Origin of the sequence: Parafrankia discariae (assembly GCF_000373365.1) — a bacterium.
GTDB lineage: Bacteria > Actinomycetota > Actinomycetes > Frankiales > Frankiaceae > Parafrankia > Parafrankia discariae.
Window position 1 is genome coordinate 1 of record NZ_KB891229.1, and the last position, 26,871, is coordinate 26,871.

Annotated in this window: 29 protein-coding genes and 2 pseudogenes; 15 read left to right on the plus strand and 16 right to left on the minus strand. The window is 67.8% G+C overall.

Annotated features, from left to right (window positions below; genetic code table 11):
* The first annotated feature begins 437 nt into the window (after window positions 1–437).
* From B056_RS0120845 to B056_RS37375, 4 genes are all read left to right on the plus strand, one after another.
* Complete coding sequence (locus B056_RS0120845; RefSeq protein WP_018503800.1) at window positions 438–1,286, plus strand: hypothetical protein; 849 nt, start codon at window positions 438–440, stop codon at window positions 1,284–1,286.
* Window positions 1,287–1,902: 616 nt separating this feature from the next.
* Window positions 1,903–2,484 carry an RNA polymerase sigma factor gene (locus tag B056_RS39590; protein ID WP_018503801.1) on the plus strand — a complete coding sequence of 194 codons (582 nt, stop codon included), beginning with the start codon at window positions 1,903–1,905 and terminating at the stop codon, window positions 2,482–2,484.
* On the plus strand, window positions 2,484–3,533 hold the full coding sequence (locus B056_RS37370) for a Crp/Fnr family transcriptional regulator (RefSeq protein ID WP_084647213.1): 1,050 nt from the start codon (window positions 2,484–2,486) through the stop codon (window positions 3,531–3,533). The genes B056_RS39590 and B056_RS37370 overlap by 1 nt, the downstream gene beginning before the upstream one ends.
* Before the next feature lie 466 nt (window positions 3,534–3,999).
* A complete protein-coding gene (locus B056_RS37375) occupies window positions 4,000–4,503 on the plus strand; it encodes a site-specific integrase (protein WP_018503803.1) in 504 nt (167 codons plus the stop codon).
* A 334-nt stretch (window positions 4,504–4,837) separates the two neighbouring features.
* Here B056_RS37375 and B056_RS0120865 read toward each other — a convergent pair whose 3' ends face one another.
* On the minus strand, window positions 4,838–5,668 hold the full coding sequence (locus B056_RS0120865; RefSeq protein ID WP_407672402.1) for a class I SAM-dependent methyltransferase: 831 nt from the start codon (window positions 5,666–5,668) through the stop codon (window positions 4,838–4,840).
* Window positions 5,669–6,345: 677 nt separating this feature from the next.
* On the opposite strand from B056_RS0120865, the gene B056_RS42925 reads away from it, so the two are divergent.
* The 3 genes from B056_RS42925 (at window position 6,346) to B056_RS42040 (ending at window position 7,877) form a co-directional block, all read left to right on the plus strand.
* Entirely contained in the window at window positions 6,346–6,855 is a 510-nt protein-coding gene (locus tag B056_RS42925) for a DUF6232 family protein (RefSeq protein ID WP_020572619.1), read from the plus strand.
* Between the two features lie 170 nt (window positions 6,856–7,025).
* Window positions 7,026–7,274, plus strand: a complete 249-nt coding sequence (locus B056_RS44560) for an effector-associated domain EAD1-containing protein (protein WP_018503806.1) — start codon at window positions 7,026–7,028, stop codon at window positions 7,272–7,274.
* A 177-nt stretch (window positions 7,275–7,451) separates the two neighbouring features.
* On the plus strand, window positions 7,452–7,877 hold the full coding sequence (locus B056_RS42040; protein ID WP_018503807.1) for a class I SAM-dependent methyltransferase: 426 nt from the start codon (window positions 7,452–7,454) through the stop codon (window positions 7,875–7,877).
* 96 nt (window positions 7,878–7,973) lie between these two features.
* Here B056_RS42040 and B056_RS37385 read toward each other — a convergent pair whose 3' ends face one another.
* A complete protein-coding gene (locus tag B056_RS37385; RefSeq protein WP_230203093.1) occupies window positions 7,974–8,396 on the minus strand; it encodes a hypothetical protein in 423 nt (140 codons plus the stop codon).
* 390 nt (window positions 8,397–8,786) lie between these two features.
* On the opposite strand from B056_RS37385, the pseudogene B056_RS46110 reads away from it, so the two are divergent.
* A pseudogene (locus B056_RS46110) lies at window positions 8,787–8,990 on the plus strand (IS1182 family transposase); the annotation flags it as partial.
* A complete protein-coding gene (locus B056_RS44565; protein ID WP_230203094.1) occupies window positions 8,941–9,351 on the plus strand; it encodes a transposase in 411 nt (136 codons plus the stop codon). The pseudogene B056_RS46110 and the gene B056_RS44565, both read left to right, overlap by 50 nt.
* Window positions 9,352–9,484: 133 nt before the next feature.
* Here B056_RS44565 and B056_RS37390 read toward each other — a convergent pair whose 3' ends face one another.
* Window positions 9,485–10,600, minus strand: a complete 1,116-nt coding sequence (locus B056_RS37390) for an ISAs1 family transposase (RefSeq protein ID WP_230203095.1) — start codon at window positions 10,598–10,600, stop codon at window positions 9,485–9,487.
* A 311-nt stretch (window positions 10,601–10,911) separates the two neighbouring features.
* Here B056_RS37390 and B056_RS44570 point away from each other — a divergent pair, with 311 nt between their 5' ends.
* The 3 genes from B056_RS44570 to B056_RS0120920 all read left to right on the plus strand — a co-directional run bounded on the left by B056_RS44570 (window position 10,912) and on the right by B056_RS0120920 (window position 12,662).
* Complete coding sequence (locus tag B056_RS44570; protein ID WP_154677153.1) at window positions 10,912–11,196, plus strand: hypothetical protein; 285 nt, start codon at window positions 10,912–10,914, stop codon at window positions 11,194–11,196.
* Window positions 11,197–11,361: 165 nt separating this feature from the next.
* The gene (locus tag B056_RS37395) at window positions 11,362–12,342 is read left to right on the plus strand and encodes a class I SAM-dependent methyltransferase (protein WP_154677154.1); all 981 of its coding nucleotides are present in this window, start codon (window positions 11,362–11,364) and stop codon (window positions 12,340–12,342) included.
* Window positions 12,343–12,464: 122 nt separating this feature from the next.
* The gene (locus B056_RS0120920; protein WP_018503815.1) at window positions 12,465–12,662 is read left to right on the plus strand and encodes a hypothetical protein; all 198 of its coding nucleotides are present in this window, start codon (window positions 12,465–12,467) and stop codon (window positions 12,660–12,662) included.
* Here the strand turns inward: B056_RS0120920 and B056_RS37400 are convergent.
* The 7 genes from B056_RS37400 to B056_RS0120950 form a co-directional block, all read right to left on the minus strand.
* Window positions 12,648–13,178, minus strand: a complete 531-nt coding sequence (locus B056_RS37400) for a hypothetical protein (protein WP_230203096.1) — start codon at window positions 13,176–13,178, stop codon at window positions 12,648–12,650. The genes B056_RS0120920 and B056_RS37400 overlap by 15 nt on opposite strands.
* Window positions 13,179–13,370: 192 nt before the next feature.
* Window positions 13,371–13,622, minus strand: coding sequence for a hypothetical protein (locus tag B056_RS0120930; RefSeq protein WP_230203097.1), 252 nt, complete (start codon window positions 13,620–13,622; stop codon window positions 13,371–13,373).
* Window positions 13,623–14,455: 833 nt separating this feature from the next.
* Window positions 14,456–15,247, minus strand: a complete 792-nt coding sequence (locus tag B056_RS0120935) for a ParA family protein (RefSeq protein ID WP_018503818.1) — start codon at window positions 15,245–15,247, stop codon at window positions 14,456–14,458.
* Window positions 15,248–15,479: 232 nt separating this feature from the next.
* Complete coding sequence (locus B056_RS0120940; RefSeq protein ID WP_018503819.1) at window positions 15,480–16,100, minus strand: class I SAM-dependent methyltransferase; 621 nt, start codon at window positions 16,098–16,100, stop codon at window positions 15,480–15,482.
* Window positions 16,101–16,286: 186 nt separating this feature from the next.
* Window positions 16,287–16,808, minus strand: a complete 522-nt coding sequence (locus B056_RS0120945; RefSeq protein WP_018503820.1) for an AAA family ATPase — start codon at window positions 16,806–16,808, stop codon at window positions 16,287–16,289.
* Window positions 16,809–17,062: 254 nt separating this feature from the next.
* A complete protein-coding gene (locus B056_RS40855; RefSeq protein ID WP_076784742.1) occupies window positions 17,063–17,275 on the minus strand; it encodes a DUF397 domain-containing protein in 213 nt (70 codons plus the stop codon).
* Window positions 17,262–18,137: a helix-turn-helix domain-containing protein gene (locus B056_RS0120950; RefSeq protein WP_230203099.1), complete on the minus strand. Its 876-nt coding sequence runs from the start codon at window positions 18,135–18,137 to the stop codon at window positions 17,262–17,264. Before B056_RS0120950 ends, B056_RS40855 begins: the two co-directional genes overlap by 14 nt.
* A gap of 215 nt (window positions 18,138–18,352) precedes the next feature.
* On the opposite strand from B056_RS0120950, the gene B056_RS0120955 reads away from it, so the two are divergent.
* The 3 genes and pseudogenes from B056_RS0120955 to B056_RS40865 all read left to right on the plus strand — a co-directional run bounded on the left by B056_RS0120955 (window position 18,353) and on the right by B056_RS40865 (window position 19,818).
* Window positions 18,353–18,601, plus strand: a complete 249-nt coding sequence (locus B056_RS0120955; protein ID WP_018503822.1) for a WhiB family transcriptional regulator — start codon at window positions 18,353–18,355, stop codon at window positions 18,599–18,601.
* Between the two features lie 101 nt (window positions 18,602–18,702).
* Window positions 18,703–18,843, plus strand: a pseudogene (locus tag B056_RS45425) (GNAT family N-acetyltransferase); the annotation flags it as partial.
* Between the two features lie 369 nt (window positions 18,844–19,212).
* A complete protein-coding gene (locus tag B056_RS40865; protein ID WP_026239949.1) occupies window positions 19,213–19,818 on the plus strand; it encodes an NUDIX domain-containing protein in 606 nt (201 codons plus the stop codon).
* Here the strand turns inward: B056_RS40865 and B056_RS0120970 are convergent.
* The 6 genes from B056_RS0120970 to B056_RS0120995 are packed head-to-tail and all read right to left on the minus strand — an operon-like array spanning window position 19,815 to window position 26,635.
* On the minus strand, window positions 19,815–20,627 hold the full coding sequence (locus tag B056_RS0120970; protein WP_018503825.1) for an endonuclease/exonuclease/phosphatase family protein: 813 nt from the start codon (window positions 20,625–20,627) through the stop codon (window positions 19,815–19,817). The genes B056_RS40865 and B056_RS0120970 overlap by 4 nt on opposite strands.
* Entirely contained in the window at window positions 20,628–21,320 is a 693-nt protein-coding gene (locus tag B056_RS37410; protein ID WP_018503826.1) for a hypothetical protein, read from the minus strand.
* On the minus strand, window positions 21,317–22,720 hold the full coding sequence (locus B056_RS0120980) for a formyltransferase family protein (RefSeq protein ID WP_018503827.1): 1,404 nt from the start codon (window positions 22,718–22,720) through the stop codon (window positions 21,317–21,319). Before B056_RS0120980 ends, B056_RS37410 begins: the two co-directional genes overlap by 4 nt.
* Window positions 22,721–22,724: 4 nt before the next feature.
* Window positions 22,725–23,981, minus strand: a complete 1,257-nt coding sequence (locus B056_RS39595) for a DegT/DnrJ/EryC1/StrS family aminotransferase (protein ID WP_018503828.1) — start codon at window positions 23,979–23,981, stop codon at window positions 22,725–22,727.
* An 18-nt stretch (window positions 23,982–23,999) separates the two neighbouring features.
* Window positions 24,000–24,725: a nucleoside/nucleotide kinase family protein gene (locus B056_RS0120990; protein WP_018503829.1), complete on the minus strand. Its 726-nt coding sequence runs from the start codon at window positions 24,723–24,725 to the stop codon at window positions 24,000–24,002.
* 56 nt (window positions 24,726–24,781) lie between these two features.
* A complete protein-coding gene (locus B056_RS0120995; RefSeq protein WP_018503830.1) occupies window positions 24,782–26,635 on the minus strand; it encodes a B12-binding domain-containing radical SAM protein in 1,854 nt (617 codons plus the stop codon).
* Window positions 26,636–26,871: the final 236 nt, after the last annotated feature.

Below are 26,871 nucleotides of genomic sequence, written 5' to 3' on the forward strand. Positions count from 1 at the left end.
GCATGCCGAGTCCAGAGGTTTATCGATAAGGGAGCATCCGTTGGCGTGTCAGGCTGGACGATCCTCTCGACAGGCTAATCAAGCGGTATTGGGCTCAGGCTGGTCCACCGTGCGGCACCGCATGGTGTGCGCTGGACCCAGCCAGTTGCGATCTACCTTGCAGGTAGGATTCTGAAGGGAGGTTGATCGCTGGGATGACTTCGACTGCTAGCCCCGAGCCCTCTCATAACGAGCGGGCCGCCGGTTTCTGGGCTAAAGTCCTCCCTCTTGGTGCGACCACAGTGGGTGTCCGCGCGGCAGCGGCCAGCGGTCAAGCCCTGTATCGCTACCTGAGGGACTTCTACCCCCTCCATCCCGACCCGCCGCCACCAGCCGACTGGACCATGCATATTCGGGTAGGATGCCCACCGAAAAAATGGATGCTCGATGAATGTGGGGTGGGCTACCGTGCGGAGCCCGTTCGACGCCACGTCGAGATGTGCGGGCCTACGCAGGTCGCCGTCCAGGTCGCGGCCCGAAAATGGATCCGCGCGGCTTTTCTCGCGGCCTGCGAAGCCCGCCAGTACATCATGCTCCATGCCTCAGCCGCACTTAGCCCCCCCAGTGCGAACGGGCTGCACACACTGCTGATTTTTGCCGGAGAGCGGCAGTCTGGGAAGACCACCCTCGCATTGAGACTTCTACTCGAACACGGCTGGTCGTTGCTGTCGAACGATCATTTGATCATGTATGAGACTGCCGGCCAGCTGACGGTAACCAGTCTGCCGATCCTTATCCCTGTCAAGGCTGGCACATGGGTCGATCTCGCCCACCGCTTGCCGGTCCCCTACGACGAGGTCGGCCCTAGCCTCCGCGAGCTGTCTGCGGTAACCCCCGAGACGCGGCGCGATCTCGATACCGCCGCCTGGTTCACCTACCGGCAGCTCGGCCAGGCCCATCCGCTCCTAACTGAAGTCGGCCCCCGTGTCCGCCTTGTCACCGTCCTACCGAGTTACGGGACTGACGGCGTGGCTGTGTCAGGCCGCTGGGTTACTGGCGAGCCAATCGCCGCTGTGCGTCCCCACCTCCGCGGGGACTGGTATGTCGCCGAAGGCGAAGCCCACAGCTACCTTCTCGACGCTCCACCGCGTGACGCCAGCCAAATCGCTGACGACAGCGCACGCCTACTCACGATGCTCACTGCTGCTGGGCCGGTGCTGCGGTGGTCGCATTACGGTGACCCCACCCCTCTCCTGCGGTGGCTGGCGGCCGACGTAGCCCCGAACCGCGGAGTCTGTCACGCCTGACTGTGTCGCCATCACGGCTGCCTCCGCTAAGTAACCTACCGCCACGTAAGGGCGGGAGCTCGGCGGCGGAGGTACACCAGGCAGCACACCACCGCATTTACCCGCATGTTGCGGACCTGTTCGCACTATCTCCGTTTCCGCGACTTGAGGGCGTGCGCTAGACAAACCTCCCGACTCGACTCACAGGTGGCCTCGCAACGGGACCACAGAGGCGACGCCACCGTGCAGGGCGGGGCGCCGGCGGAGGGATGTGGCGATGAACGAGCCGGCTTCAGGCTCGGAGAACCAGGTCAGCGCCTCACCGCGTGCGGGAGGCCCTTGGGAGTCCGGGGGGCAGACTGCCGTGGCCAACGGAGTGTTCGTCGGCGTCGGAGGCGTGTACGCGGCGACTGGATCCGTGCCGGTCGCAGGGATCGCCGGTGTGGCCGCCGTGCTGTCGACCTGGCTGGAAGGCCGGCGTGATCGTCGGCCCGCTGCGCGCGAGAGCGGCAATAATGCAGCCGGCTAAAGAATCTTGGCTGGGAGCCTCACACTCTTGCCGGCCGCGGGATCAGGGAAGCAAGGAGGCCCATCGTGATGATCAACGGTTTCGCGCCCGAGGAACGAGGGATGGCCTGTGACCCAGGTCGACAACGCAGCCCCGGCACCAGGCTCGGCCGCCGCGCCGCCGAACCCATCAGAAGACGAGTTCACGGCATTCTTCCGCGCAAGCTATCGCAGGCTGTTGCGGACGGCCCTGTACGCAGGTGCCGGTAAACAGGAGGCCGAGGACGCGATCTCTGCCGCGATGGAGGACATCCTGTGTCGCTGGAGCGAGGTCGAGCATCCCTATCCCTATGCCCGCCGAGCAATGCTGAACCACTTCTACAAGGCGCGGACGCGCGGACTCGATCGGGTCCGGCAACGCCAGGTCGCGCGAGGCGACACACTGCAGGACGGTGAGGACGCCGCGTTGACCGTGTGGGAGGACCGGCAGTGGGTCGATCAGCTGCTTGCCTCGCTGCCACCCGCGCAGCGCCAGGTGATGGAGGGAATTCTCGCCGATCTGACCACGGCTGAGATAGGCGTGCTGCTGGGCAAGACTCCCGCCGCGGTCCGACAGAACCTCGTGGCGGCCCGTCGGGGGCTCAAGGCGGTCCTGCTCCAGGAGCGTGCCCCGTTCAATCACAGTCCCGCCTCACCTAAGAAGGGGGTGTGATGACCAGGGATGACCCACTCCGCGAACCCGGCGCGCAGGAGCCGCCCGATGACCTGCTCGCCGGGCTCCTCGACCTCGCCGACGAGGTTGTCGGCCGCGTCGCCGACGAGGAGGTGGAGGCTCACCTTCGACGCGTCCAGGAATCCCGCCAGCGTCTAGCCCAAGGGGACACCGCAGGAGCAGGCGAGCCGGTAGCGGCTGGCCTGCGGGCCGAAACCCCGAAGGCTGCCGCTATTGCTGGCGGCGAGTCCACGTCCGCACCGCCTCGTGATTGGCCGGCGGCCACTCTGCTCGGTCAACTGCCAGAGCAGACCCGGCGCGTGCTTCTCAGCCTTGGCACCTTTCACGAGTACGCCGACGGCGAGGTCCTCATGCAGGAGGGCGACTCCACCACCTTCGTGGTCCTGCTGTTGAGCGGGTGGGTCAAGGTCACAGCTGCCACCGAGAATGGAGGCTTCGCGCTGCTGGCCATCGGAAGCGCCGGCGACCTCGTCGGCGAGCAGGCCGGGCTGGACGGCGAGCCGCGCTCGGCGACGGTCACGGCGGCCGGCGCCGTGCTGGCCAAGGTCATGCCCCTGGAACACTTCCTCGCCTTGCTTCGCTCCCACCCCGACATCGGGCCACCCCTGCTGCGGGCGGTGAGCGCCAAGCTGCGCAGCTCGACCCGGCGCCGGGTCGAGTTCGGCGGGTGCACGATCGCGATGCGGCTGGCCCGGGTGATCTGCGAGCTGGACCGGTCATACGGAGTCGATGCGACGGACGGGCCAGGCCGGCGTGTCCAGATCGCATTCACCCAGCCGGAGCTGGCTGCGCTGGTCGGCGCCGCCGAGCCAACGGTGCACAAGGATCTACGCAAGCTACGGGAGGAGGGTGTGGTGGACACTCGCTACCGGGCGATCGTGATCCGGGATGTTGAGGCTCTGTACCGAGCAGCTGGAGTCCGTCAGCACGACCTACAACCTGGAAATCAGCCAAAGGCAGCTGGTTCGGCGCTACTCAACATTAGTTCAGTAGAGAAAGAACCACTTCCCTCTCCTACGACCACTTAGCATGTCGTGAAGATGGCTTGCTGTCGGCAAGCTTCTGACGGCTGTCAGCAACCTGCTGACAGCTAGAGATGGGTCACTGGATCGGTGGCAATCTGGGCCCGATTTCGCCCCTGCGTCTGATGTCCGAGAAGCCCACGCCGACGACCCGACCCGCGACGAACTCGTCCGCCGCGCCGTCGCCGGCCTACGCCGCACCCGGCGCACCCGACCCACCGGCAAACGCGCCCTGATCACCGCCCAGCTCGCCACCATCGCCACCCGGCTCGACGCCCGCACCCGCACCCCTCCCCCCACCACCGACAGCGGACCCCGCGCCGCCGGCCGGGCCGCCCGCCGCTACAACAAGACCGTCCTCGCCGCCTACCGCGACCGAGCCCTGCTGCTCCTCGGCTACGCCGCCGCGCTGCGGCGCAGCGAACTCGTCGCCCTCACCATCGGCGACGTCACCGCGGTCGACAGCGACGGCTTGAAGGTCTTCATCGCCCAGTCGAAGACCGACCAGACCGGTGTCGGTGCGTTCGTCGGCGTCGCCCACGGCCACCCCGCCGGCACCTGCACCGCCAGCTGCCCCGTCCAGGCCGTGGCGGACTGGACGTACGCCCTCGCCGACACCCTCGGCCTGCCCGACCCGACCCGACTACCCGCCGACAGTCCGCTGTTCCGGCCGATCGACCGCCACGGCCGACTCGGCAGCCCCACCACAGGACCCGACACCCCGCTCTCGGGCCGGTCAGTGGCCCGGATCGTGCAGGCCGCGGTCGCCCTCCTCGACGACCCCGACCGATTCCCACCGGCAGCCTTCGGCGCCCACAGCCTGCGCGCCGGGTTCGTCACCCAAGCCGGCCTGAACCGCATCCCGATCGAAACCGTCATGCGCCAAACCCGCCACCGCTCCATGGCCACCGCCATGGGCTACTACCGACCCGCCTCGATCTTCCACAACAACCCCTCCGCGCAACTGGGGCTGTAGCGGGCAGAGTCGCCTCCGGCCCTTTGCCTGGGCCCGACCCGCAGCCCTCAACTCGGGCGACCACCTGGTGGGCATCGCAGATGGAGGCGAGCCTGGCGCCATGGGCGTCGCGCCGGGCTCGCGCCTAGCGCCAGGAGTTCGGCGGCGCCCGCATCGAACCAGCCCCACGGATGGCTGGGAGCATCGGAGGCAACTGAAAATTCGCGGCCCGGCCCATGTCGCTGCTGTCGACGTTCGACGACGACGAGCTCCGCGCAGGTATCACTCCTTGATCGGGGTTACACCGCTGTTCTTACACACCCGCGATCCGGGCGGGCGTGACGCCCGCCGGCAGCTACCCGGTGCGCTCGGCCGTGACCGCCAGGGTCACGTAGGGCATCGTGATGCTGCCGCCAAACACGTCGAACGCGGCGCCGAGGCCGGCCAGCAGCTGGTTCAGCTGGGCTGTCGGGAGCTGGCTGTGGCCGCCGTGAGTGGGCACCTGATCAATCCAGTCGTCCCGGGAGTACGTCCGTTCCCAGCCGAACCGCCATTGTTCGGCGTCGCCGAAACCACCGGCGGCTTGCATCCCGTCGACTGCCCTGGCGGCCAACGCGGCATCCGCGTCGAGGGTCGGGGCCGCCCATGGGCTGAACGGCAGGTCGGGCGCGACGTGCCGGTAGACCGAGGCAAAGGCTTCGGCTATCTCGGGCGGGGGCGCGAAGGCGTTCCAAAACACGGCCAGTCGACCGCCCGGGCGCAGCGCGCGCGCCGCGTTCGCCGCTCCCTTCACCGGATCCACCCAGTGCCAGGACTGGCCGGAGACCACGGCGTCGAACACCCGGCCCGCCGGCTCCCAGTCCTCGAACGCCGCGACCTCCACTTCCAGCCCGCCCTGTCTCGCGAATTCGGCCATCCGCGCATCCACCTCGACTCCCAGCACCTGGCAGCCCGCCGCGCGCAACAGGCGGGCCACGATGCCCGTGCCACAGCCGACGTCGACCACCCGAGGCCCGGGACTGGCCGCTACCACCCGCGCGACCAACGCTTCCGGATAGCTCGGCCGCGTCCGGTCATAACGTGCGGCGTCGACGCCGAACGATTCCGCCACCCGCCGCGCACGGTGCGGCTCGTTCGCGTGACCCACGCCGGTCTCTGCGTCTACCAGGTCAGGCTCTCGCTTCAGCTCTGTCACTCGTCAACCCTAGGTTGACGAGAGTTCGACGTCAACCTAGGGTTGACGCTGCCGGCCGGTCCAACCCTCGGGCGTCACGAGCAGCCCGCGCGGTCGCTGGGCGAGCTATAGGACATGCGACGCTCGACCGAGCATGATCCACGATAAGCGGTCGGGCGGTCCGCATACCCAGCTCGCAATCAACGGCCAGTCAGCGGCGGACCTTCAGGCACCTCCGGCGACCACAGCAAGATACGACCGGCCCCGCCAGCCGTCATGTGACGATCACCCTTACCGCCAGTCACAATCATCAGTATCGATCTTGCGAATTCAGGTCAGTCGAACACGCTCCGCTGCCAGCCTTGACCACCGATCTGTCCTCTCGCAGGTCAGCGCACCCCCGGAAAAGGACAGAACGGATGGGACACGCTGAGCGGCGACCGTCCCAGTCGATCTGTCCAACCGCAGGTCAGCGGCACTGCCGGAGGACAGATCGACTGGGAACCGACACTCGTGAACCGGCGGGCGTTCTGTCGCCCTTGTTGAAAGGTGGACTATATCAACATTCACCCAATCAATGGTCAATTGTTTCATGTAACTACGAATCCGTCAAAAATCTCTATTGGTGGGCCTATAGATTGTGTAGAATCCGTCCCCGATATCTGGATCATCGGTAATATGGGGGATCAATGGCCATTCAATCCGAATTCATAAAAATTACGGTCAGTGAAAGAATCCTGTGGATCGGCCGTGAGGCCTATCCGTTGAACAACATTGCCCGGGTGCGAGCAGTCGACCTTGGGGCGAATCGGGGTAGTGTCATATCTAACTTTATTCGGTCGGTATTTCTATGGGGGGCCATTGGCGCAGTCATCGCTTCGCTGGCTTCCGCGGCGGGGCACGAATCGGTCGCGACGCTAGTTGGGTTCGGGGTACTCGCGTTTCTTTTCTATCGTTTCGTGCAGCTGCTGGACCTACTGGCGCGGCGATTCTCGATCCTTGAGGTGCAGACCAACGGGGGTGTTCGGGCAAGGATCGTGTCCAAGAATAGTACGGAAACTGGAAATCTCCTGAGTTCTGTCACTGGGGCGATCAGCAATCCGGCGGCCGAGTTCCAGTACACTATCGAAAACTTCCATGTGGGCGACCGGGTAATGCAGATCGGTGATGGCAATATCGGCAAGGTGGGGCAGCTGTGAGTGGAAGCTTCCACTTCGGCGACAGTATCCATCAGGTCGGCGACGGCAACATCGGTAAGATCGTCAATCCTGACGGAGCGGGACGATCACCCCACGCTGGCGATGCCTCCCCGTCGCGGTCAACTCGTGGAGACAGGGCTGACACAGAAGTCGAGACCGGTGAGGCTGGGTTGAGCCGGGCCGAGATCCAGATGCTCGCCACGGTGTTCGGCTCGGCCACGCCGGCCCGACAACTGCTCGTCGCGGCCGGAGTACCTGCTGAGCGAATTCCGCCGTCCGGTGACGATGCCGCGTCCTTCTGGACTACGGTCTCCGATCTGCTCCGCCACGGACTGCTCCATGGTGGAAGGCACCGCGTCCTCGCCTCCGCGGGCGATCTCTTTCCGGGGAATCCCGTCTTCGCGGCCGGCCGGCGCTGACAATTCCCACGGTCGGCGAAGCGTGTTGTCCTGTGACGACGAACTTTCCGTTCTGTCATTGAATCTTGCTCGCCTGGGGGTGGCGCTCGCCTTCAAGAACGACGTGCTGCGCGGCAGCCGCGGACCGCGCCTGGCTGCCGGCGTGTCGCGGTCGGCACCGACCTGCGCGAGGACTGGGTGGGCGCGCTCACCGCGGTGGGGTTTCTCCCGGCAGTGCCGACTGTGTGGGTTGCGGAGGGCCTGCTCGGCTACCTTCCCGCCGCCGCCGAAGAACACCTGCTGCGGCGGATCCACCAGCTGTCCGCCGTCGGTAGCCGCCTCGCGCTGGATCGGTTCGCGGCCCTGGACCGGCTGGCCTCCGACACCGCGACGCTGGAGCGGCTCAGCCGCCGGTCCGGTGTCGAGGCACGGTCACTGTTCAACACCGAGCCCCGTCCGCACCCGGCCCAGTGGCTGTACCCGAACGGCTGGACCGTCCGCGAGGACGACGACACCGAGATCGCCGGCCGCTACGACCGCGACCTGACGGACCCGTTCACCGGACAGACCACCCGGCCCTGGCTCGACACACGCTTCCTCACCGCCGAACTCAGCCGCCGGTGAAGGTGTTCCGTGGCGTCGACGCTGCGAGAGCAGAGCCGCGTGCCTTCCAGGACGAGCGGTTGAGTAGATCGTGCTGGTGATGGCGCCCCGAGAAGATCAAATACGGTTACTGAACGTGGTGCTGTTCCGGGTGGCGCGCAGTGCGTACTGCACTGGGACGGGCTGGCCGGTGATGATCAGCCGCCAGCGGCCGTCCTGCCCGCGCCTCATCTGGTCTGCGCGTCCTTCCGGGCCGTCGGAGTCGAGGTATTCGGTGAGTGCGTCGACGCGGAGTCCGGCGGCCGCCGCCGCGGTCACGATCTCGCCCAGGCCGTGGGGATACTGCACCGTCTTCGTCGTCGTCAGCTGGGTGGCGCTGCTCGCGTAGAAGCTGGCGGACTCCAGGCGGTGAGCGGCGCCGCCCTGGTAGGGGAAATCGAACCTGACGGGATCGACAATGTCGATCATCTGGGTGAGTGGGTGCCCATCCACCAGTACCAGGACGCCGCCGGGACGCAGCGCCGTGGCCGCCGCGGTCATCCACGCCGTCACGTCTGCGATCCAGGGCAGCACGCCGTAGGAGGCGAAGACGACGTCGAACGCGCCGGCCTACGACCGCGACGCGCGGCCAAGGGCGACGACCTGTTCTGGTGCGGCTACAAGATCCACCTCACCGAAACCTGCGACCCTCCCCCCGAACCCGAACCCGAACCCGAACCCGAACCCGAACCCGAACCCGAACCCGGGGCGTTGCCGTTACGGCTGATCACGGACGTTCTCACCACCCAGGCATCCGTCCCGGACGTGAAGGCCACCGGGCCGGTCCAGGCCACCCTCGCCGAGCGTGGCCTGACCCCCGCCGAGCACTACCTCGACGCCGGCTACTCCTCCACCGACCTGATCCACGACGCCGCCACCCGGGGCATCACCATGGTCACCCCCGCCCTGCTCGACCACTCACCCCAGGCCAGGGCCGGCACCGGCTACGACAAGGCCGCGTTCCGGATCGACTGGAAAGCCCGCCAGGCCCGCTGCCCGCAGGGCCACACCAGCACCGGCTGGTACCCCGTCCGCCAGCACGACCGTGACGCCATCGTCGTCCAGTTCGCCCGCACCGACTGCCACCCCTGCCCCACCCGCAAGGCATGCACCACCGCGGCACGCGGCGTCCGTTTCCTCAGCCTGCGCCCCCGAGAACTCCACGACACCCTCTGCCGCCGCCCGCACCGAACAGGCCACCGACACCTGGAAGACCCGGTACGCCCTACGCGCCGGGATCGAAGGCACCATCAACCAGGCCCTCGACGTCACCGGCCTACGCCACGCCCGCTACCGCGGCCTGCCCAAGACCCGCCTCCAACACGCCTTCGCTGCCACCGCGGTCAACGTCATCCGCCTCGACGCCCACGGGAACCCCGATCAACCAGCCTTCACACCCCGCGCCAGCAGGCTCACCCGCCTCAGCCAGCAGCGCACAACCCGAACCGCGAATTAAGCAGCAGAGTCCAGGGTCATTGCAAAGTCAGTGTTTGTGCTGGTCATGAGGGTGATTGCCTGGTCGGGGTGGCGGGCGTGGTGGCGTAGGGCTCGGGCGATGTTGGTGAAGCCGGCGAACCGGAGCAGGCTGATCACCAGGTTGCGGAGAGTGGCCATGACCTGGGGTCCACTGCCGGTACGAGCCTGGTGGAGATCTTCACCCAGGGTGACGTCGCGGACCCAGTGCAGCCGGTTCTCGATGGACAGTGGCCGCGGATCCAGGTGGCCAGCTCGGCCGGTAGAGCGTCGTGGGCGGGCAGGGTGCAGATCGCGTAGACGGTCTCACGTCGCCGGCGGCGCTTGCCCTTGTTCGTGGTGATCGGGCGGGAGGTGCGGGTGATCTGGATGGCCTGGGCGGCGTGGGGGAACCCGAGCCCGGCCGGGACGGTGACGGCTTTGAGGGTGCGTGTCTCGATCCGGCCGTGACCACGGCCGGTGGTGGTGTGCCCGACCGGGACGTCCTTCCACGGCAGCGTCCTCAACCGGGTGTGGACGGTGGGCTGGTTACGTTTCACGGTGACCAACAGGTGCGCTCCCCGGGCGTGGAGGTAGTCGGCGTGCGCGGTCTGCGAGTGCATCGCGTCGACGGTGATCAGGACGCCGGTCAGGTCGGGGATCTGGTCGAGAACCGTCGAGAACAAAGGGATCTCGTTGGTCTTCTCGTCGACGTCGACCTGTGCCAGGACCACGCCGCGGGCATGGTCGAGGACACCGGGCAGGTGCACGGGGTGGGCGCCGTGGCGGGTGGCGCGCATCGCCTTGCCGTCCACCGCGAGCACCCGGCGTCGGCGCCGTGGCGGCTGGTGCCCGGCGGTGTCGACGGCGTCCAGGCGGGCCCGGATCCAGGCTCCGATCGCGGCCTCCAACGCCGCCCGGTCCACCCGTACCAGCACCCGCCAGATCGTCACCGGGCCCGGGATCCGCCCGGTCAACCCCAGACCGGCGCGGGCATCCGCGGGCAGGTCGACGGCCCATTCCCCGATCGCCGCGAACGACCGGGCGCCACTGAGCATCGCGCACACCGCGATGGTCAGGATCGCGGCGAAGGAGTGACGCACTCCGCGCCGTCGACGGGGATCCGGTACCTGCGCGAGAGCTTCCAGCAACGCCATCTGGTCACCTTCGGTAACCAGATGTGGCTTGCCGATCCTGTCCGGAATCTGCGCGGCAAGCTCGTCGACCACGACGGCGAGGGGAGATGATGGCATCGGCGGGCACGGCCTTCCCTGGCGAACATGAAGCGTCGAGAACTCCATGATCGGCAGGGGGTCGTGCCTGCCGTGCATCCACTCCAGGCATGTCGCCGGTATCCGTCCAGGTCAGGCCATGCATCGGCCGACACCAAGAATGATCAACTTGGCCTATCGACTACGAAATGGCCCTGGGGTGGGGGGTCGGCCGACGAACCGCCCGGCGTGCGCGGCATCGGCCGTGTGCTGCTGTTCTGCCGATACCACAACGGCCAGGAACGGCCGGGCCGCCACGAGCGGACACCGCCGGCGCCTCGCCTGCGGCACGAATGGTGACGATAGCGCCTGCGGCCCGGGCACTGGTCCACCGTCGTCACCGGCACGAACGTCTGGGCGGCCTTCTCCCAAGGGCCTCGACAAAGCCGAGCTCGCTGGCCACCCGGTCGATCTCGCCGGCCTGCGGGCCGAATCGTCGGCTGCTGCGCGAGGACCTGCCGGACCACTGGGAGCGCATCGGCGCGCAGGCAGCACCGCCGGCAGAACCGGAAGCCAACGGCGCGGACATCGTGCTGACCCTGCCGTCCGCGCCGGCGCGCCGCGGGCGCCCGTCGTAGATCGGCAGTGGATCGCCGGTCAGTGGAGTCGTCGAGTCGAAGCTCAAGCCGTCACCATGGTTCGGAGGTGCTTGCGTCGAATCGGCCCCATGGATGGCTGAGAGCATCGGAGACAACTGGGGGCCCGCAGACGGTGTTGGCGCGGGAGGTGACAGGGGGTCCGACGTGGAGAACCGCGAGACCTCGGCGCACTACGAACGGCTCGCCGGCAGCTACGACCAGGCCTGGACCTACAGCGAGACATTCCTGGACTGGATGGCCGGCGAGATCGTCGGATCGCTCGAGCTGACCCGCGGCGACCGGATCGCCGACGTGGGATGTGGGACCGGACTGCACACTCGCCGCCTTCTCGGCCTGGTCCGGCCCACGGTGCCGATCCTGTGCGTCGACCCCTCCCCCGCGATGCTGCGCCAGCTTCCCGCGGACTCCGGCCTACGCCCCGTATGCGCGTCTGCCGAGCAGTTCGCAGCGGTCGACGGGCACGAACCCGATGCCGCGTTGCCCGGTTCCCTCGACGCGATCGTGGTCAAGGAGGCGGTCCATCACATCGCGGCAGCCGACCGCCCGCAGGTGATCGCCGGCCTGGCCGGACTCCTGGGCCCGGCCGGACGGCTGCTCGTCGTGATGCTGCCCAGGAAGATCACCTACCCGCTGTTCGGTGCGGCCCTGCGACGCTTCGAACAGCTCCAGCCCGACCCGGAGACCATCGCCGATCACATGTGGAGCGCCGGTCTGGCGGTCAGTGTCAGCTACCGCGAGCGCTCGGTCGAGATCCCGAAAGGCCGGTACCTGGGAATGGTCCGCGGCCGGCACATGTCGCTGCTGTCGACGTTCGACGACGACGCGCTCAGCGCAGGCGTGGCCGAGATCGACGCGGCGCACCCCGAGTCGTTGCTCTCGTTCCCGACCGGTTCGCGTTCGTCCTCGGCGCGCAGAGGTCGCCACCGAGTAGCCGGAGATCGACCGGCAACGGTGGGCTCCACAGGGGATGACAGTCGATGGCCTTCAGCCGGCCCCGTGCCCGGGCCGAGGGCCTGCTGGGCGAGGAGTCGCCCACCCGTCTTGGCGGCTCGTTTTGGGGTCCGCCAGGTCACGGAGGCCATGGTGCGCACCGGCCGGACGTTCGTCAGGGCCCGGGGTCCCTGACCGGCCCAGGGCGGCAGGCACAGGTCAGGGAGCGGGTATATCGGGGTGCGGGACGGGTAGGCGGTGGCGCAGACCACGGATGCCCCACCGTGGCAGAAAGAACCCCGAGGAGCGCGATCCCCGTGAGTAGCCTGCTGGCAAGCCTGCTGCGTGACTTCCCCGACGACGACCGCGAGCACATGCTCACCCTCATCCGCACCAACATCGCCGCGGATCTGAACGCGGTCGCCGCCGGCGCCACCCCCCGCCGGCAGGTCGACGTCGGAACCCGCCAGCGCCGGTCCCGCCGCGCCACCAGCGTCCTCTCACGTCCTGAATGAGGTGAAGCTCGCGGACCTCCTGTCATCCAAGGCGCCCCCGAGCGACATCGCAGACGCTTCCAGACCGAGGAGCGGTGGCCATCCACGTTCGCCTCGAAGCGCCGCCCGGTCCGCGTGGAAGGCGAACACCAACTCGGCTCGCTGCGCCGCTTCGGGCTCCCCCGCCGGCATCCCCGCGTCGAGCAGCGCGGCCAGCCGACCGAGTAGACGCTCGGCCTCCTCTGCCCTCCGGCGGCGCCGAGCCGCCGCCGTCCAGCGCCGCGCGGCGTCCTCCACTCGCGGCCGAACCGCCGCCGACGGACCGTGTAGACCGTCAGCGAGTAGGTCCGCGAACTCGTCCGCGAGGCGGTGGCTTCCCGGCTGTTCGGCGAGGTCCGCGAGGGCTCCCGCAGTCGCGAGAGCCCTCCCCCACATGGTCCACGGACCCTCCGCCGGTGCCGCACCCTTGAGCTGACTGACCCGCGACTTGGTGACCTGCAGCTGCCGCCCAACGGTGCCCAAGTCTTCCTCCGCCATCTGACGAACAGTCAACTGCTGCAGCAATGACAGGCGGGTCCGCAGCCCTCGGATGGCTTCCCACCTCGCCGTTGGTGGTACTGCAGCAAGCAGGCTGACGACCTCCTCAACTACCGTGTCCATGCGATGGTCAAGCGATGGCACAGCGGTCTACCTCCTCGTTTAGCGGAGCTACACGGTTGTTTAGTAGCGCTAAACGCTGGTTGAGCGCTGCTCCACAGTCCCCCGGGAGGCCCGTGACTTCCGAACTCCCGAACTCCGGTTCTCCGGAAGTCCGACCGACCGGCGGAGCTGCTCCTCGGTGTCGCCGCTCAACTCCCCTGACCGGGCAAGCAGCAGGTCAGCGGCGATCCGCAGCAGGGTGTTCGCGGTGATCCGCTCCGTCTTGTCCACGCGGGCCTTCTGTAGGCGGCGCGCCAGATCCTCGAGCTCGCGTACCTGCACCTCGCCCAACCGAGTCTCAACCCGCTCGAACAACAGGTAGCGAGCCTGCGTACGGCGGTCCGCTCCCCTGGGGGTGCGAACTCTGGAACTCCCGAAGTCTGGCTCTTCCGAACTTGCGGAGTCCCGGACTGCCGGAGAACCGGACACCGTAAGTTCGGCAGTCTTGGAGTCCGGGACCACCGCACTACGGGAACTCGGAACCTCCGGACCTGGGGACTCCGACAGTCCCGTAGTGCCGAACTCCGGATCTTCCGGAGTCCCCGAGTCCCGTGCTGCGGATGTTCCGAGCTTCGGGACTACCGAACTGTCGGACTCCGGGGCTTCCGGAGTTACGGATGCCGGCAGTCCCGTAGTGCGGGACTGCCGGACTGCGGGACTGCCGTGGTTCCGGACTACCGGACTACCGGACTCTGGTACTTCCGGGGTACGGGACTGCGGGATCACCGAAGTACGGGAGTCCGGCACTGCCGGAGAACCGGACTCTGGAACTTCCTTGGTAGGTGAGTGCCGGAGTGAGGGAGTACCGGACTGCCGGGCTACCGGAGCACCGGAGTCCGGGACCTCGGAAGTCCGTGACTCCGTGATGACTGGAGTACCGGAGCCCCCAAGCACCGAAGTGGGGGAGTTCGGAACCTCCGCGGCACCGGAGTCACGGTCTCCCGAACTACGGGACTCCGTGACTTCCGGGCTGCCGGAGTCTGGGATCTCGGAACTGCCGGAGTTCGGAGGTTCGACCGGCTGCGGCGGGGGAGGGGTGCTCACACCCACGTGCGGCCTTTCCACCGTCACGTTCAACGGCGACGGGCCGCCAGGACGTTGACGCTGCACCGGGCTCACGCTGCCCCCTCGACGATGATCTGCTTCGCCAGCTCCGTCCACAGCGTCGCCATCTCCGGTCCCCGTGCCGACCCGCAGATCTGCAACGGCAGCGCCGAGGAGGCCGCGTCCTTCGCCGCCGTCCACTCCGGGATGTGCGGCGTCCACACGTCACCCTCCAGCCGGTCGGCGAGCCCTTCGAGCTGGAAGGCGTGCTCGCCGACTCGGCGGGCTCGGTTGACGAGATAGGCGAGGACCCGAAGGTCCGGCTGACCCAGGTCCTGGGCATAGCCCTTCACGAAGTCGCGGACCCGCAGCGCGCCTTCGACCGAGTCGTATTCCGGTTCGACGACGACCAGAACCCTCTGCGAGGCGGCGAACGCCATCTGGGTCAGATGCCCCAGGGAGGGCTGGGCGTCGATCAAGGTGTAGTCGTACTCGTCGTCCACGCCCTGCAGGGCGCGCCGCAGCCGACCAACGGCACCGACCGTGCCCGCCTCGCTCACCCGGTTGTCCAGGTCGAACCGGGCCGGGAGGACCGACACCAGCTCGGTGTAAGGGGAGGGCCAGCCAGACGGCGCTATCGCCTGGGCGGCTACTCCTTCCTCGCCTGACCGGACAACCTCACTCGCGGTGAGCTGAGGCGCGTCGCGGTCGAAGGGGCGGGCGAGGCGCCGGGAGGCGTTCGCCTGCGGGTCCATGTCGACGACCAGCACTCGCTTGTCCAGTTCCGCCAGCGCCGCGGCGAGGTTCACCGTCGCTGTCGTCTTCCCCGCGCCGCCCTTGTGGTTGGCAATCGTGATCCGCATGCCGCCTCCTATGAAGTTCCGAAGTTCGGAAGTTCCTGCCTTCGGGAGTCCGGAACTACGGGACCTCTGGAGTTACGGACTCGGAGGGAACGGTAGCGAGTCGGCGGACAGCAGCGAAAACCGGCCTCGACCTGCGGCGCTCTCGTTCCTGCTCGACTACAAGACACGGTGACCCGCGCGATGCGAGCCCCGCTCGTCGATTCCTCCACGCCAGTGGGCTGGCGCGCGGGGGTCAGGGGCGATGCGCCCAGAACAGGGCGTGGCCGCTCGTGCCCTCGGGGACGAAGGTCTCGGTCTCGACGGTGAGTCCGGCCTGCGCGATCCATGATCGGTAGGTGGTGGCGTCGGTGTGGCTCCACCACATGGGGGTGCCGCTTCCGAGCCAGTCCTCGTCGGTGCCGGTCCATGTTTGCTGCCCTGTCGTCGCGAGCAGCCATCCTCCGGGTCGCAGCCAGGTGGCGATCCGGGTGAGCAGCCCCGGCTGTTCGGTGAGCGGCATGTGGATCAGTGCGTAGAGACAGACGATGGCGTCGAAGGACGCGGGCGGGAAGTCCACCACGGTGGCGTCGGCGTGGATGAAGGTCGCGTGGGAAACGAGTGCACGGGCTCTGTGAAGCTGCACCTCGCTGAGGTCCACGCCGGTGACGGCGTGTCCCGCCTTGTCCAGGGCGTGAGCGACGGGGACTCCGCAACCACAGCCGAGGTCCAGGATGGTGGCAGCGGAACGGACGCGCTGCTGGAGCCGTGTGATCCACGGTCCGTACTGGCCTTCCTGCGCGTCGTCGCCGCGGTAGTGGCGGGAGACGGGGTCGTAGCCGCGACGGACGACGTCTTTGGGATCGTTGATCGTCACGGAGCGCAGGTTAGCGGCCGATGCGGTGGCCGGCCTCTTGCTTTTGTCGACGAGGCGTTGTCGGGCGCCGCCTGGGCCCTCGGCCTGACGCGCGGCCGAAGACCGCAGGACAGCGGGCCGGCGATCCGGGGGCGAGGAAGAACCGCGCAGGATTGAATACCTGGCCTCACTGGTCGGTGACGGCCGTTAGCTATCGGTGCAGGTGGGCCAGTGCTCGGCCGCCCACTGCGCCCAGTCCGGCCAGCCGGGCGGTGGGCCGGGGATCTGCCCGCCGTCGAGCTCGGCGGCGTCCGGTACCTGGAACTGTTCGCGCCAGCGGTCCACGTCGGCGGCGCTCATCGGGAACGTCTGGTGCGGTGCCGTGACCTGGCGGTGGGCGATCCGGGCGAGCTGGGTGTCGGTGTCCACGGGAAGGTAGACCACCTGGCTGGCGGCCCCGGCCGACCGTGCCAGCCAGCGCAGCGCCGAGCGTTCGTCGCGGCCCCACAGCCCGTAGTCGAGCACGACGCTGGTCCCCAGCCGCAGCGCCTGCAGGGCGATCGAGACAAGCCGCCCCTCGAGCACGAAACGCTTACCGTCGGCCATCGGTTCGCCGAACAGCGGGATCATCCAGTGATCCGGAATCAGCCGCAGCGCCCGGTGCGCCGCGGCGAACTGCCTGGCTCGGGTGGTCTTCCCGGAGCCGGGAAGACCACCCATCAGGATCATTGGCTGCGGCAAACCGATCGGCGTCCAAGCAAGGCGGCAGACGGGCGGCCACTGTTCGACTCGAGCTGACCGCCGACCAGCTGCACAACGCGATCATCTGGCCGCGTGGCCATGGCGCGCCGACGAGCACCATCACCAGTCTTGGTGGATCAGGCAGTGCGGAACGAACTCGTCCGCCGGATCCTCGACACGGCACGGCTGGGAGGAGATGACGCCGATCTTCGGGCTTCACCTCTCCGGTCCTGTCGGCACCATCAAGATCTTGCCGGCAGGTCGAACTCGCCCTCCGTGACGCCCCAGAGGAACACTTCCCATTCCCGTGGCGTGAACGTGAGGACAGGCCCTTCGGGGTCCTTCGAGTCGCGGACCGAGACCGTCGTGCCGAGGCGGACCTCGACGCAGTTGCCTCCGGAGGAGTTCGAGTAGCTGCTCTTGATCCAGGTGGGGTCTGGTTCAGGTGATGTCATCGGCTACCTTCTTGATCATTTCTAGGGACTGCTGCGGTGGGAGGGCGATGGCTCGGATGTGGTCCAGGCGGGCGATGTAGCGGCGTACGTCGGCGGCCCGCTCGACGTAGATCGCGCTGTCGAGGGCCTCGATGTAGACGACGTCCTCATCGCCGGCTCCGGCGTCGAATCGCAGGACGGAGAACCCGGTGCCGAGGGCGGGGTGCGCGCCGGCGTCGAAGGGCAGGACCTGCAGGGTGAGCGCGGGCATCTGGGCCTGGTCGAGCAGGTGGAGAAGCTGCGCGTGCAGCACCTCTACGCCGCCGACGGGCCGACGTAGGACAGCTTCGTCGAGGATGGCCCACACGGCGGGAGGCCGGTCACGGGTGAGCAGCCGCTGCCGCTGGGTGCGTAGCTCCACCTGGCGGGCGATGTCGCTCTCCGAGCGTCGGGGGACCCCGGCGGCGAGGACCGCCGCGGCGTAGCCAGGAGTCTGCAGCAGGCCCGGAACGAGCTGGGTCTCGTAGGTGGTGATCGCGCTGGCTTCGGTTTCCAGGCCGATGTAGCCGTCGAACCAGCCGGGGAGCAGGTCTCCGTAGGACTGCCACCATCCGCGCTCGTTGGACTGCCGTGCCAGGGCGGTGAGCGCTGTGACCGTGTCGGAGTCGGTGACCTGGTAGAGCTCCAACAGGTCTGCGACGTCGCGGGCGGTGGTGGGGCTTCGCCCGAGCTCAATTCTTGAGATCTTCGATGCGGCGCAGTCGAGGTGGATTCTCGCCTGATCGGCGGTGACACCGGCGGTTTCTCGCAGTCGGCGAAGTTCGGCGCCGAGCCGTCGACGACGCACGGTGGGACTGGTGTCGTCTCGCTCTGTCCGGTCCACGAGGGGCAGTCTGCCACCGCCGCGGCCGCGGTTCGACGGGCCATGCATGTGCAGCAAGCAGCCGAGACAGGTCGTGCTGCCAGGCAGTCTCACGAAAAAATCTTCATGGAATTCTATTATGGTATTGCATGATCTTGTTTTGGTGTGGATCCTGGGGATATCGGCGCGGATCCGACTGCAGGATCCGGCCCGCGATCCCGAAGTGGAGACTGCTGATGGACTGGCGGCACCGAAGCCTCTGCCGTGATGAGGACCCCGAGCTCTTCTTCCCGATCGGCACGACCGGCCCGGCCGAGCGCCAGGTCGAGGAGGCCAAGGCGATCTGCAGGCGGTGCGCGGTCACGAGCGACTGCCTGAACTGGGCGCTGGACACCGGGCAGGACTCCGGTGTGTGGGGCGGGTTGAGCGAGGACGAACGCCGGACCCTGAAGCGTCAAGTGCGTCTGCGGGTACGCACCGCATGATCAGGTATTCCGGGAGCGGGTCCGGCGCGGCGGTCTTCGCCAGCTGTTGCTGGTCTACCCGGTCACTGCCGCGCAGACCGCCTGCTCCCGTCAAGCCGCCGCAGAACGCGGGCATGAACGCGATCGCCCGTAAGCTCGGGATGACCTTCCGGGAGGTCGCCGACGTGGGCCCGTGGAAGGCGAACAACGTCTACGCCATCACCCGCGACGAATGGGCTGCCCACCTGCGAGAGGCCGAGTAGGCCGCGTGGTGGAGACAGCTTCGTCTCCACGCCCGCGGCGATCAGAACGCCGACCCACCAGGCGCCGGCATCGTCAGGACCGGGGTCCTCTCTCTGGTCAAGGGACGTGGCCACTTTGAGGCCGTCGGGCGACGACTGCTCTGCCACCGTGCCCGCGCAGGAAGGCACGTGCGGCTGGTGCCTCGGCGGAGCTGCGGAGCAGGAGCCGATCACGACATGGCCCTCTCGAGGCGCCACCTCCGCAGTCCTGTAGGGAGCGCGCGGTAGCGTCGCGGAGGTTTTGACCATGCGCGTGGCCGTATGTCCAAGGGCGTCGGCAGCTCGCGTGTCCGCCTGACATGCTGCCAAGCGTGCCTGTGGGAGGTATTGGTGCCGCTGCTCGATGACGAGCCCCGATCTGTGGTTGCGGATCTTGTGGGACGGGTTTCGCCGCACGATAATCAGGAGACAGGTGACCAGCGGGAGATCCTTGGCTGGGTGGCATCAGGAGCGCCTCTGTTCCGGGTTCAGTCTCCCGCCACCCCTCCTCGCCATCTCGCGGTGTACTTCGCGTTGCTGGATGACAATCATCGGCAAATAGTTCTGGTTGACCATGTCAAGGCCGGGTGCTGGCTTCTGCCGGGTGGTCACGTCGACGATGGCGAGAACCCGGCGACGACCGTCATTCGAGAGGCGGAGGAGGAGCTGGGGATCGCGGCGCGGTTCCACGAGGAACTGGGCGGCGGGAATCCTTTCTTCCTGACTGTCACGCAGACCCGTGGAGCGGACAGTCACACGGATGTCACCCTGTGGTTTGTTCTTGCTGCGGATCGTGGACAGGCTATTGTGCCAGATCCCCGCGAGTTTCGAGGTATAAGCTGGTTTGGATTGGATGAACCTATCGACTGGGCCGCGAGCACCTTCGATCCGCAGATGCACCGGTTCGTCGACAAGTTGAGAACGGCCCTAGTCGCCACCGGTGTCTCTTCGCGCTAAACGTCATTCTCGGTGAGCTCGGTCACGAGATTGATGGCAGCATGGTCAGACAGTCCTTGATGGCGAGTTGAATGGTCGTAGACGCATTTTCGTAATGTGATCGTTGGGCTGATCAAGGCGTGATCGAGGCGTTGGCTGCCGTAGACGCTACTGAACCAGCTGTGTTCGTTGCCGTGAGGATGGCAGGCGCGGTAGGCGTCGTGTAGTCCGAGGTCGATCAGGCCTCGGTAGAAGGCGTAGTCGTGTTCCTCGAACGCCGGGAGCGGTGGCCGGTGGTCGGGTTCGATGACGTTGAGGTCCCCGACGACGCACAGGCCGGGGCGGCGGATGCTGGTCAGGTACACGAGGAGCTGCTGCTGGAAGGTACGACGGTGGTGGCTGCTGTCGGTGGTCATGCCGTTGGTGGGTCCGTAGACGCCGATCAGTCGGAGGGTGCTGGCGGTCGATGTCAGGTCAACGGCGACCACCCGCGGGTCGAGGGGGCCGGGCTCGACGTTCGCGACCTCGAATCCTCGGGCTGCGATGAGGGTGTGAAAGCGGCTCTCGTGCCACCCCGGGGTGCAGCTGGTTCGGTATCCGTGCGCTTCCAGGATGCTGCGGATGAGCCGACCAGAGTTGGCTTGCATCTCGGTGAGCACGAGGACATTGCGGTCGCTGCTGAGAAGCCAGTCGACCAGTCGCTGTGCGCGGGCCAGGCTGGGACTGTTGACGTTGAGAGAGCACAACCGCAGGTCCTCGGCGGGGGCATGGTTCTCGACGGTGTCTCCGAGATCGGCGAACAGCATTCCCTGGTCGGCGTTGGTGTCCATTCACACCTCCGACGGCGCAGGGTGCGCGGTGGCGATCAGGGATCGGATCCGGGCGATCGCCTCTTCGACCTGTCCGCGGCTCATCTGTTTGCTGGCCCGTGTCTGGGGTGATTCGTGGGCGGCGCCGTAGGCCCAGAACGACGGGCCGGAACGGTCGAGGATGAGGAACCGGTCCTTGGCCGCGGGGCCTCGTAGGAGAAGGGAGATGCTGTCGGCCTCGGCGTGTACGGAATGGACGCTGGTGTGGTGGAGAGCATAGCTGCTGCCGGCGCGTTCGACCCGCTCGTGTATCGGTTGCAGGGTATCAGGGTCGGTGTCCTCGCCGAACTGGTCATCACGGCCGAAGATGCGATGCGTGTAGCTGCCGCGCAGGATGTGGCTCGCGAACGACCAGCGATGATTGTGCGGGCGATCAAAATAGCCGGGCCGATACAGGTGAAGCCGGAGGCGAGACTGTGATTCGCGATCGTCGTGGAGAACGAGTTTGTCCATGAAGTCGTAGTGCTCGCACATCGGCTGCAGGTGCGGGTCGGCGGCGAGGGTGTCCAGCAGGGCGGGAAGCAGACCGGACTGGTCGGTGAGCGCGTCGAAGAGGGGTCGCGCATGGTGAAGAAGAGATCCGGTGTCGTCCCAGTCGATGCGTCCGAGGCCCAGGAGGGCCGGGTGCGAGGCACTGGCCATGACGGAGATCATCCTTTTTCGGTCGGGTGGAGGCTGTTGGCCCAGGCGTCGAGGACACGCTTGAGGTGCGGATGGAGCCGGTAGAACTGTCGTCCTGGGTGTTGCGGGGTGCATGCGGGGAGCTGCCCGGTGGCGGCGACGAACTGGGATGCGGCCAGCAACAGCCGCAGCTGGGCGTCCTTGACGCGGGCGTGCAGCGTGCGGGTGGGGGCGAGCGGCAGGGGGATGGTGGCGAGGACCTCGCCTTGGTCGACCGCGGGCCGGGCCAGGTGAAGCGTGCAGACGACGGGGTCGTTGTTGATGACCGTCCAGCCGACGGCGTCCATACCCCGGTAGTGCGGCAGCGCACCGTTGTGGGCGTTGATCACACCGAGGCGGGCCAGGTCGAGGATGAACGTCGGCAGGATCGGCATGCCGAGGAGGACCACCAGGTCGGGGTGGTGCCGCCGTAGCGCTGCCGCGACCGCGTCCCAGCTCGGTGTGACGAGGTGGGCCGCGGCGTCGGAGGGCGGGTCGCTGGGCTTGGCGGCGGGTGTGGGACCGGTCATCGTGGGCGTCTCGGTGGACGGGTACCAGGCGGTGGCGTATCCGGAGTGGGTGAGGTCGGCGGACTGGCTGGTGTCCTCGCCATACCAGCAGGCGACCGTGATCGGCAGCCCTACGGCCGTGGCTGCGGCGAGGAAGCGACGTGCTGTGCTGGATCCCGCCGCGGCCAGCACAGCGATGGTGGGTGGGGCAGCGCAGCGGCCCGGTGCGGGTGCCCCGACCAGGTCAGGCTCCGCCAGCGCCGGCGATGGGGCAGCCACGATCAGCCTGCTGGCCAGATGGACCGTGAGGTCGTCGGTCATGACGCTGGCAAGCTGGGCTGTGGCCGCCAGGGGCTGGGTGAGTGCACTCCAGCTGTCCGGGTCCGGGTGCCCCGGTGCGCGGTGTCGTGGTCGGGTCTGGGTCCAGACAGCGCCCAGCAGCTTGCACGATGCGTTGAAGAACCGAAGGTCGCCTGTCGCCGTGGACAGGCCGATCCAGTGGCGGGCCAGGGCCAGCCACGCCTCGGCGACGGACGGGGTGAGAGCGCCGACGGCAGTGGCGACCGGGGGTCGCCACAGGGGCGCCACCTCGAAGGCGTGCAGGACGGCGACGTCATCACCGACGTCGTACTCGTCTACTCGAGCCGGCTCCGCGGCTGCGGCGGCGGCCAGGACCGTGGCGCAGGCCTCGGCGTCGGCCTGGCGAAGACGCCACAACCGGGCCCACCGCGCGGCGGCGGCCAGGCCGAGGGACACGCGAGGCCGGCCGGGCACGTCCGGCTCTCCGACAGCGGAAATGATCTCCGAGAGGGTGAAGTCTGCGTCGAGGTCGTGCAGGACGGGGTAGCGGATGGGGGCCTTGCCGCCGGGGGTTGTGGTGGCCATGGTGTTACGCGGCGACGGCCGTGCTGACTGCGGTCAGTGCGGCGAGGTAGCCCTCGACCATGGGATCGTCGCCGTCGTAGCCCCACAGGGGGATCTTGATGAAAGTGTCTTGGAAGCGCTGGACGCCAGCGAAGCGACTCAGCCGCGGCGGCCTCCCCGACGGGGCCGGCGATGGTGTGACCCGGTACGGGGCGTGCGGGTCGCGGCGGGTGAACAGTGGTTCCTGGCTGATGTCACGGGTGGAGCCGGGGACGTCGACCTCGGTCGCCCCCTCGGCGTGGCACCACGAGACGAACTCGCCGAGGGACACTGTCGAGTTGTCCGGGTGATACCTCAGCCCGGTGACGTACAGCCCGTGCTGGCCCTGCTCCGGGGGCACCACCACGGGGCTGATCACGGGATTGCCCGCCAGCCCGGTGACGAACCGGTCGAGCACGCCACGACGGCGGCGCTCGATGTCGGCGGCGCGGGCGAGCTGGTGCACACCGATGGCGGCCGCCACGGGGTGGAGGCGGTGTTTGAGACCCATCCCGGTGAACGCGAACGGGGCGTAGTCGGCCGCCGGGTCGATTTCGGTCTGGCAGCGCTTGTTGTAGTGGCCGAACAGCAGCGCCAGATCCCGGTACCGCTGCTGCGACATCGTGAGGATGCCGCCCTCACCGGTCGTGATCGCCTTCTGGTTCGTCGAGTAGACGGCGAGGTCGGCCAGGCTGCCGACGTGCTGGTCCGCGCGGGAGGCGAAGTGGGCGTGGGAGCAGTCTTCCAGGAGGAGTAGCCCGTGTTCGCGGCAGAACTCGGCGATCGCCGGCATGTCACAGGGGTTGCCCCACAGGTGCGTGACGATAACCGCGCGTATGTTCGGTTTCAGCTGGTCCGCGAGCGTTTCGGCGGTCACGTTGCCGTACTCGTCGGCGTCGACGAAGACCACCTCGACACCCTCGAAGGCGAACGGTGACGCGGTGGCGAGGAATGTGTAGGCCGGCGCGAGGACAGCGTCCCCAGGTCCCAGTCCTGCGATGCGGCTCATCGCATGGATCGCGGAGGTGCCGGAGGAGAAGGAGATCGCGTGGGGCGCGTCGACGAATGCGGCAAATTCCCTTTCGAATTCGCCGACGATGCCGGTGGAGTCGCGGTCAGACAGGGACCTTTCGGTTTGTGCGACGATCGCTTCCTTGAGACTGTCATCGATGATCGGCCACTGGTAGTGCGGGCCGGGGATGTCGAATGTTCGGGGTCCGCTGTGGACGATGCGGGCTGCCATCGGACGGGAACCTCCAGGCTAGGCAGGGTCGGTGGGCCGCCGGGTCGCCTCCGCGCGAAGGCCGGCGACGAGGGGCCGAAGAAGAGACAGGCAGTCCTCGACGGGCGCGCCGGCCTCGAGGGGGACCGTGGACCAGCTGTTCTTCCTGGCCAAGCTCAGGAGGCGGCCGAGGCCGCGTTGCTGGTAGTCGACGAACGTGGCCCGTCCCAGGGCGGGGTAGCCGGCGTGCATGCCGAGCTCGGCGAGTCGGAACTCGGCGTGGCGGCGGTCGTAGAGGGCTCCGACGTCAGCGGTGAGCAGCACCACGGCGTCCGGCATCCGCACTCGGCCGAACATTGCCGCGAGTTCGGGTTCGGTGTATCCCTGTAGCAGCAGTTTGGAGAAGAATTTGTATACCCATCCGTCGACGATGACGTCGTACCCGGCAGTCAGCAGCGGGTCGAGAACGGTCGTGGCGTGTGCGGTGAACCATGCCGCCTGCAGGGATACCCAGAATCCGTCGGGAAGGTCAGGGGCGTCCCCGCTGTGCCAGAGCATGGTGGCCAGTTGTTTCATCAGGGTGGCGGAGTAGTCCGAGGTGGCGGAGATCTGACGGCGGCTGACGAAGACAAGCCGCCGGCGGGTGCTCTCCGGATTTTTCAGGCCGGCCACCGCGGTGGTGTAGTCCTCGGTTCCCAGCCTGGCCGCGAGGGTCGACTTGCCGACGCCGTCGGGACCTTCGAGTGCGATGAAGCTGCCGATCATCGTGCTCCTTCCGTCGCCAGATCGGCTGCGGTCTGCGCGGTGTGGAGCCGATGGGGTCAGGTGCCGCACGGGTCCGCCGCGTTGATCAGCTGCCAGTCCTGTGCCTGTTCCCACCGGCGGTGTTCGCGGTGCAGCAGCGCGGAGGCGTCGGCCGGCAGCTGGGTCAGCAGGGTGTTGATCGTGTTCGCCATCGCGTCGGTGAGACGGGCGTGCTGGTGGTCCAGCGCCGTCCGCAGCGCGCGATCGAGGTGTTCGACGTCGCGGCTCGGCAGCGACCGTGACGGCATCCGGGCGAGGAGGTCGAGCATGTCGGTGAGCAGCGCGAACGCGGCACCCTTCACGATCACTCGGGTGGTGCGGACCAGGTGGCGCTCTGTCTCGTCGAGGATTTTCTCCAGGCTCTTCAGCGTGTAGTCGAGGGCGAAATGGCGGTCGACCCACAGTTGGGCGTGATGCGAGCAGCGACCGATACGCCAGTCGGCGAACTCCGCGTCGACGCGGCCCATGGAGGGGCGGACGGCGCGGGCCAGGCCGGCGGCCTGCACTCTGCGGGTGTAGGCGGCGCCGAGGAGGCACTCCATCGACACGAGCAGGTAGGAGATGGCGGTGTGGAGGGGCTGACCGGTGCTGTGTCGGGCGACGAACCGGTCGTCGTGGACGCCGTCAACGATGTCCTCGACGCTCAGGTGTGGCAGCGGGCGCAGAAGAAGGTCGGTGCGGGCCTGGAACGCGTGGGTGGCGCGTAGCTCGCCGAGGTCCATCAGCGGGTCGAAGGTGATGTAGATGAAGCGGGTGGGGACGCCGAGCGCCGAGAGCGTGCGGATGGCCAGCGCGTTCTGGGTGGCGGTGGTCTCCTTGTTAAACCGGACCAGAACCGACGCGACCCCCGATTCGACACCGAACAACATGCGGCGCAGGCCATGAGCGACGAGCTGGCGCCACATGCGGGCCCGTTCGACGTGCCATGTCCGATCGTGCTCGGGGTCGACGACCTGGTTGACGCGGCAGGAGGATTCCCACTGGAAGCCGGCCGCGTGCAAGGTCGTTGCCAGGTCCAACACCCGTGGGACCGCGTCGGGCCCGGCGCCGATAACTTCCTCGTCGACGAGGTACAGCGTGCGGGAGACACCAGGGTGCCGGTCGAAGACCCGGCCCATCTCCTTGAGGATCCAGCCGAGGGCATCCGCGCTCGACCCGGCCCAGGAGCCCTTGTGGCCGCGGGGGCAGAAGGAGCAGGAGTTCGTGCAGCCCCGGGATGCCTCCAGCTGCGCGACACCCTTGTGCTCGAACGTGGCGTCGAGCAGGTCGAGCTCGGGCAGGAAGTCTGACTGGGCGCGGTTGGTCACGGCGGCGGTCCGCCGGTGATCGCGCCCGATGGCCAGCCCACCGCCGCGGGCCGCCCCGACGTATCCGAGTCCACGTACCTGGGACAGATCGAGGTCTTCGTGGACGTAGCTCATGATGTCGGCGAGGGTCGGCTCTCCCGCGCCTCGGGCGACGAGCAGCTGCGGATGGCGGTCCAGCAGAAGCTGTTCGTTGCGGGCGGTCAGGCTGCCGCCCGCCAGAACAAGCGGCGGTGCGGGCAGGCTCAGGAGTTCCTCGAGCAGGCTGGTCATCAGGTCGTGCTGACCGAAGGTGGCTGAGATACCGACGATGTCCGGCTGCCAGGTGTCCACCGCGGTGAGGATGTTCTCGATCGTCACGCCCAGCTGCATGTCCATGAGGCGCACCTGACCGAGCAGGGTGGAGCGGGCGGCCCGCGCCAGGTCGGAGATCGCCAGGGGAAAGCGGGGCAACGGGAACCACTCGGGGTGATACAAGGCGGTGAGCAGGACGCGGGGACGCAGCAGGCGGTCGACGGCCTCGCGGGTGACATGCGCCGTGGAGAGCCACTCGCTGGTGTTCCCCACCGTGATCCGTCCTGCGGTCCATGCGGGCCAGCTCCTGCTCGCGTGCGGATGGCCGGACAGATCCGCTGCTGTCCACCAGCCACGTCCCGACGCGCGCTCGGCGAGGAGCAGGCGACGGTCCAGGGGACCCGTGAGGCTGAAAGGGCCGGGGAGCAGAGCTGTCAACGCGGCGCTCAACGCGACCGGGTCGGTCAGGGGAATGCGGCGAAGGTCGTCGGCTGCCCGCGGGTCAACCT

Coding starts and splice junctions, on each gene's coding strand:
- B056_RS0120935 (WP_018503818.1), bottom strand. CDS start 15,247: ATGCGGATCACGATTGCCAACCACAAGGGCGGCGCGGGGAAGACGACA.
- B056_RS0120980 (WP_018503827.1), bottom strand. CDS start 22,720: ATGGCCACCACAACCCCCGGCGGCAAGGCCCCCATCCGCTACCCCGTC.
- B056_RS0120970 (WP_018503825.1), bottom strand. CDS start 20,627: ATGGACACCAACGCCGACCAGGGAATGCTGTTCGCCGATCTCGGAGAC.
- B056_RS37370 (WP_084647213.1), top strand. CDS start 2,484: ATGACCAGGGATGACCCACTCCGCGAACCCGGCGCGCAGGAGCCGCCC.
- B056_RS39595 (WP_018503828.1), bottom strand. CDS start 23,981: ATGGCAGCCCGCATCGTCCACAGCGGACCCCGAACATTCGACATCCCC.
- B056_RS37385 (WP_230203093.1), bottom strand. CDS start 8,396: ATGACCGCGGCGGCCACGGCGCTGCGTCCCGGCGGCGTCCTGGTACTG.
- B056_RS40855 (WP_076784742.1), bottom strand. CDS start 17,275: ATGACATCACCTGAACCAGACCCCACCTGGATCAAGAGCAGCTACTCG.
- B056_RS0120945 (WP_018503820.1), bottom strand. CDS start 16,808: ATGATCCTGATGGGTGGTCTTCCCGGCTCCGGGAAGACCACCCGAGCC.
- B056_RS42925 (WP_020572619.1), top strand. CDS start 6,346: ATGGCCATTCAATCCGAATTCATAAAAATTACGGTCAGTGAAAGAATC.
- B056_RS37410 (WP_018503826.1), bottom strand. CDS start 21,320: ATGATCTCCGTCATGGCCAGTGCCTCGCACCCGGCCCTCCTGGGCCTC.
- B056_RS37390 (WP_230203095.1), bottom strand. CDS start 10,600: ATGCCATCATCTCCCCTCGCCGTCGTGGTCGACGAGCTTGCCGCGCAG.
- B056_RS37400 (WP_230203096.1), bottom strand. CDS start 13,178: ATGGCGGAGGAAGACTTGGGCACCGTTGGGCGGCAGCTGCAGGTCACC.
- B056_RS0120990 (WP_018503829.1), bottom strand. CDS start 24,725: ATGATCGGCAGCTTCATCGCACTCGAAGGTCCCGACGGCGTCGGCAAG.
- B056_RS44570 (WP_154677153.1), top strand. CDS start 10,912: ATGGTGACGATAGCGCCTGCGGCCCGGGCACTGGTCCACCGTCGTCAC.
- B056_RS0120955 (WP_018503822.1), top strand. CDS start 18,353: ATGGACTGGCGGCACCGAAGCCTCTGCCGTGATGAGGACCCCGAGCTC.